Below are 5,889 nucleotides of genomic sequence, written 5' to 3'. Positions count from 1 at the left end.
TCGCACACCGGTGATTCACCGATACGGCCTTCCTTGCACAAGTCAATGTTGTCCGTACGCTTGAAACCGGCGTCTTTCATGCAATAAAACCGTTTGAGTACCTGGTCAATCGGCGTCTTGTCCCCCGTCCCTGTCAGGTTGGTATAGCCGCAAGCGGTCATAGCGCTCTTGACGCCTGCTTGCGAGACCCCGCTTTTTTTCCAATTGGTGAATTCCGGCGGCGGTGGTTGAAAGCCCCTGCCCGTGCAGCCAGTCAGTAACACAGCGCCAATACTCAACAGCAGGCAACTTCTCAACATAACTTTCTCCTTATTCTCCGGCGCGCTTGAAGTGTGGCATGCCGTCGGTTGAATCACCCCAGAAAGGCTTGCAGGCGTCCCCCCCGTTGCCGTAGCAGTTGTGCGCTGTCTTATCGCCGCCAAGCACTTTCAGCCACTCCCACAGACGAACGCTGCCATCCGGGACCGTACCGCCTGTAGCGGCGTTGAACCCCACGAGCGGCAAGCGCGCAACCGGATCGAGATAGTGATTCTGGTAGCGCAGCTCCATCGCCTCACGCTGTGACTCGGAGTCCAACCCTGAACGATTCTGCAAGACGCCCAACAACGAGTCGGCCTTCTGCACACCGTAGGCAGCTCCGAAGAAGTTCATCGACGTTTTGCCGAGGATGCCTGCGTTGGCCGGATCACGAGCCAGCGACTCCATGGCACTGCCAGTAGTCAACGTGCCTCGGCTGTGACCATCGATGTGCAACCCGCTCTGGCCAAACTGCGTCATGTACTCCTTGGTTTGCACAGCTGCATTGGACAACCCCCAGAAATCATTTTCCAGATTCTTCTGATAAGCCGCGATCATCAACTCGGAAGTGAAGTTGTTCGCCTTCTCGAAGTGAATCAAGTATTGCGGCCCGGTATCGGCCGAACTGTGCTGCTCGGCATATTTGGCCGCACCATCGATATCGTTGAAAATGCCATTGTTGGCGATATGCACTTTGCCGTCAGGCCCTTTCTTGAGGTTCTGTTTCTCTTCGTCGCTCAGTTCGCGACGGTGAACTGTGCCGTCTGGATCAACAATCGCCTTGCCATCCTTGTCCTTCAAGACCTCATACACCCGCGCCTTCTCGATAAAGATCTTGCGATACGCCTCATCCGCCAACAACGAAACCTGATGATAGAACTCGCGCTTGATCTCCTGCTCGGCCTCGACCTTGCGCCCCATTTCCGCCACATCCAAGCGTCCCACGGCGACGTGGGCAGCCTCGGTGTTGCGGTTGAGGCTGGCAATCGTCTGGTCGACCGTCATGCCGCCAACCACACGCTGGCGCTCGGCGTTGGTGATCACCAATGTGCCGGCGCTGATCGCGCTGCGGGTGTCGCTGGATTCGGAGTCGGAGTCCGAGCCGTTGTTGAGGCTGTTGGCGAGCAGCGCCTTGGCCGTGCCCAGTTTGCCGTCGAGCATGTCCGAACTCAGGTCGACGCCTGAGGTCTTGGCGCTGGCTTCGGACACGTTGTGGATGTCGGACACGGTCAGCGTGCCGGTGGTCAGGCTGTTTTTGCCGTCGGCAATAGCCTTGTCGGAACTGGCGATCACGCCGCCCTTGAGGTCGGTATTGCCGCGCACGTTGATGTCGAAACCACCGTCGCCGGCACGGATACCCGATTGCTCGATCACGCTGGCAAAGTTGGACTTCTGCTTGGCGTTGGTGGAGCTGAAGCTCGCGGTCGCCGCACCGGCACACACCGGCGGGATGCAGATGCTGATCCCGGCGCTCATGCTCTTCTGCTCGGACGCGAAGGTACTGGTGTCCTGCAGGCTCTCGACATTCAGGTTGCCGCCAACGTCGGCCTTGACCGTCTCGCCCGATACCACCGCACCTCGCAGCGTGGTGTCCTTGCCGGAAATCAGACTGGCCTGTTTGCCGGCCGTCACGTGGGTGTTGCTCCACACCAGGTCATTGCCATCGGCATTGCCACGGCTCTGGGAGGCGGACGCGTTGAAGCTCAGGCCGTTCTTCTCGCTGCCAAACGAGATGCCGATACCAAGGCTGCCATTCACGCTTTTGTTGGTGCTGTGTTGCTCGATGGTGTTCTGCGCGCCCGCCAGCAGGATATTGCCGTCGGCTTTCAACAACGCATTGTTGCCCGCCGTGATCTCACTGCCCTGCACGGTCAGGTCGTTGTTGCGCGTGCCCCCCGAGGACACAATCGTCACATCCCCTCCGGCGCGACCGTCGAAGCGGCCGCCGTGTTGCTGGTCTGCTCGCTTTTGCTCTCGCTCTTGTTCATGCCCAGGGCAATGCTCAGGTTGATCCCACCCGCCGCCGCCGGGTCGGCCATGACCTGAGTATGGGCGTCGTTGGCGGACCACGCGGTACTCAGCGCCGCCAGGGTCTTCATGCGTTTGTCGTCGGTACGCTCGGCGGCTTTGTTCATGCGCTGGGCGGTTTGTACCGCACTCACAATCGGGTTGGTCAGGGTCAGGCTCACGCCGGTCTGCTTGAAGCGCTGCTCCTGCTGCTGCGCACTGAGGTTGCGCGCTTCGAGGATATTGACCTCGGACGCGTCGATCGATACATCGCCATTGGGCGCGTTCACATTGCTGCCCACCTGACGGTATTCGCCGCCGGCGCTGATCAGCACGTTGCCGTCGGTTGCGCCAATGTTGCTCGCGGCCGCCGTGGTCTGCTGACCGCTGTCCTTGTTGGTCTGTTGCTTGGAACCGACGGTGACGGCAATCGCGCCGCCGCTGAACATGCCGCTGGTCTTCACATCCTTCATGTGTTTTTCGTCAAGCTGCTCGGTGGCCGCCAATACCTTGATGTCATTGCCCGCCGCGAGCACCGTGCCCGAGGTGGACACCACATTGCTGCCGGTGACCGTGATGTTGTTGCCGGCCTGCATCACCGCCTGCTCACCACTGAAGGTCGAGGCCTGGGCGGTGGTCTGGCTGACCGTGTCGCGAGTCGTGGTGGTCTTGCTCGAAAACATCCCGTTGCTGCCTTTGACCTTGTGCGCTTCGTCGGCGCTGTTGAAGCGCTCGCCAGCCTCGACGTTGATATCGCGCACCGCACTCACGGCCACAGCCCCCGCGTCGCTGTTGACCAGCGCCCCGCGCACCTGCACGTCACGCCCGGCGCCCATACGAATGTCGCCGTTGGCCTGCACCGAACTGCCGACTTCATTGCGCCCGGCTTCCTTGCGCCAGTTGTCGCCATCCCATTGGTTGGCTTGGGTGTAGGACTCTTTCACGGTGGTCAGGCTGATGTCGTTGCCCGCCACCAGCGACGTCTTGCCGCCGACGCCGGTATTGCTGACTTGCGCCGCTTGCAGGTTGATATCGTTGCCGGCAGTGGCAATCAGGCTCGCCGCCGGTGCCGACACATACAGCCCCGCCACCCGCGACAGGCCGGTGCGGGTGCCCTGCGCGCTCTCGCTGTCGGTGGTGACCGAGCGCACATTGATGTCGTTGCCGGCGCTCAGGGCCAGCCGGCTGTTGGCGCTGATCAGGCCGCCGATGTTGTTGATGTCCTGGCTGGCGCTCAGGGCCACGTCGTTGCCCTGGATGCGCCCGCCAAGGTTGTCGAGGTTCTGCACGCTGATATTCACGCCATCGCGCCCGGACAGACTGCCGGAGTTCACCAGATCACCGCGCACATCAAGGTTCAAGGTGCGCCCGGACATCAGTGCGCCGGAGCCATCCAGATCGCCTTCGCGAACCCGCACATAGACCTGCGGCACCAGCACCTGGCGGACTTCACCGCTGGCCAGCGTCACGTCCCTGGACACCAGCCAGACAATGTCGCTGGTCAGCTGCGCCATCTGCTCGGCGGTCAGGGCCACACCGGGAATCAGCTTCCACTGATCCGCCAGGGTCACGGCGCTGTCGATCATGCCGCGATACTGTTCCTCATCACTGGCGTAGCCGTCGAGAAAGCGCCGGCCGGTGAGTTGCGCGATTTGCTCACGGATCAGCTTCTGTTCGTAGAAACCGTCGCCGAGACGCTGTTGCGTGGCAGCCGGGTCCAGGTTCAGGCGCCCAAGCATGTAGTCCGAAGACAACCACTTGCGATAGTTGGCAAAGCGCGGATCGGTCTCCACCAGGTAGCTGGCGGTGCTGTTCGGGTTGGTCTGGAACAGGCTGCTGTCAGGCAGGTCGGGGTTGAAACCGCCGGTGCGGATCTGCTCCACCGCGCCTGCCGCGTCCAATTGAGTCAGCGCCTTCACTTCGCTGATCGGGCTCACGGCGTGGGTGCGGCCAGCGCCCGCCAGCGCACCGGTGCCCGCCGTGCTGTCGGTAACGTTGGCCAGGACCAGCGCGCCGACCTGGGTGCCGCTGCCGTTGATGGCCGCGTACTCGGTGTACACCGAGGGTTTGAGCGAGATCTGCTGAATCAACGGTGCCGGCGTGTACGCAGTGATGCCGCGGCCCTGACGGTCGCGGCCTTTGCGCTGAATGCGATAGAAGTTGCTCAGCGTGCCGCTGTCGGTGGTGATGCGCTGGCCATCCAGCTCGGTATTGATCACGCTGCCGACGCCGCTGGCGTTCAACGCCTGGCCGGCGATGATCCGGCTCTTGTCGTTGAGCACCTGGTCGGCGATCAAGTTGAGGTTGCCACCGGCGAGCATCTGCGCCGGGTCGGAGCTGACAATCTGCGTCTCGGTGACGCTGCGCGTGTAGTCATAGCGGTTCCAGCGCGTACCGTAGCCTTCCGGCGTGACGAGGTGCAGCACCTCGTCGTTGTACAGCGAGATCTGGTCCGGCGTGTAACGGTTGGTCGAGCCCGACAGCAGGAACTCCTGCAGTACCTGATTGGACACCAGCACGCGCTGGGTGGCGAAGTGTTCGTTGGTGTTGTTGATCTGCCTGGCGTTGACGCTCAGATGACCCAGCGCTTCGACGGTGGCGCTCGCATTGTTCAGCACCTGTGCCTGGCCACTGGCCTGGTCGTTGGCGTCGAGCAAGCCGCCGATCACCGTATCGCCGGCGCTGAAGATCAGCCCGTGCTCACGGTTGTTGATGACCTGTGCGCCGATATCCAGGCGGTTGCGTGCCGCGATGGTCGCCGCCGTGGCACCTTCGAGGGTGTTGTTGAGGATACCGGCGCTGATCGACAAATGATCCCCGTAGAGGCGCCCGGTACCGAGGTTGTTCAGGGTCGCGGCGCTGAGGCGAGTGGTCTCGCCATCGACCACGCCACGGTTGTCGAACTGATTGACCGCGTTAACCTGCACGCGCCGCCCACTGATCACGCCGCTGGCGCCGTTGTCGATGGCGCCTGCATCCACGCGCACCAGTGCGCCGGACTGCACCGCGCCCTGGTTGGCCAGGGTGCCGCCGATCTGCAGCGACAGGTCGCCGTTGCTCTGCACCAGGCCGCTGTTGATGAGATTCTGGGTCAGTCGAAAGGTCAGGTCGCCCAGGCTCTGGACCTTGCCGGCGCCGCTGTAGCTGGCGCTGTCGAGCAGCACGGACTGGCCCGCAATCAGGGTGCCCGCGCCGTTGTTGATGGCCAGGCTTTTCTGCGCCGGGTTGCGATCAGCCAGGGTCAGCATGCTGCCGGCCGAGAGGATGCCCGCGTCGTTGTCCACGCTGCCGCTGCCCTTGAGGTTCAGCGTGGTGTCGGACACGATTGAGCCGACGCGGTTGGTCAGCGTATCGGTGTCCAGATCGACGCTCTGGCCCTTGATGCCCTGGTTCGCGCCCTGGGTCGCGCTGTTGTCCACGCTCGCGGCGGTCAGCAACAGATGCCCGTCGGCGCGCAACAGGCCCGCCTGGTTACTCAGTTGCTGGGCGTTGATGTCCAGGGTGCGCGCGCTGCCGATAAAGCCCTGGTCGTTGAACACCTGACCGGCGCGCACCGTGACGTCGCGCTGGCCGAGGATGCCGCCG

At 62.7% G+C, this 5,889-nt stretch carries 3 protein-coding genes; all 3 read right to left on the bottom strand.

Translation table 11 applies throughout. The annotated features are described in order from the left end of the window. Positions 1-299 (bottom strand): hypothetical protein (locus tag IQK56_RS31335; protein ID WP_246500311.1); only part of this gene is annotated, 299 nt, incomplete at its 3' end. A 10-nt stretch (positions 300-309) separates the two neighbouring features. Beyond that, complete coding sequence (locus tag IQK56_RS29295; protein WP_193901929.1) at positions 310-2,211, bottom strand: hemagglutinin repeat-containing protein; 1,902 nt, start codon at positions 2,209-2,211, stop codon at positions 310-312. Beyond that, positions 2,208-5,889: beta strand repeat-containing protein (locus IQK56_RS31330; protein ID WP_193901928.1), on the bottom strand; the 3,682-nt coding region annotated here is incomplete at its 5' end. The genes IQK56_RS31330 and IQK56_RS29295, both read right to left, overlap by 4 nt.

The sequence above is a fragment of the Pseudomonas cyclaminis genome (genome assembly GCF_015163715.1).
Lineage (GTDB): Bacteria > Pseudomonadota > Gammaproteobacteria > Pseudomonadales > Pseudomonadaceae > Aquipseudomonas > Aquipseudomonas cyclaminis.
This window is presented reverse-complemented; position numbering and strand designations above follow the sequence as displayed.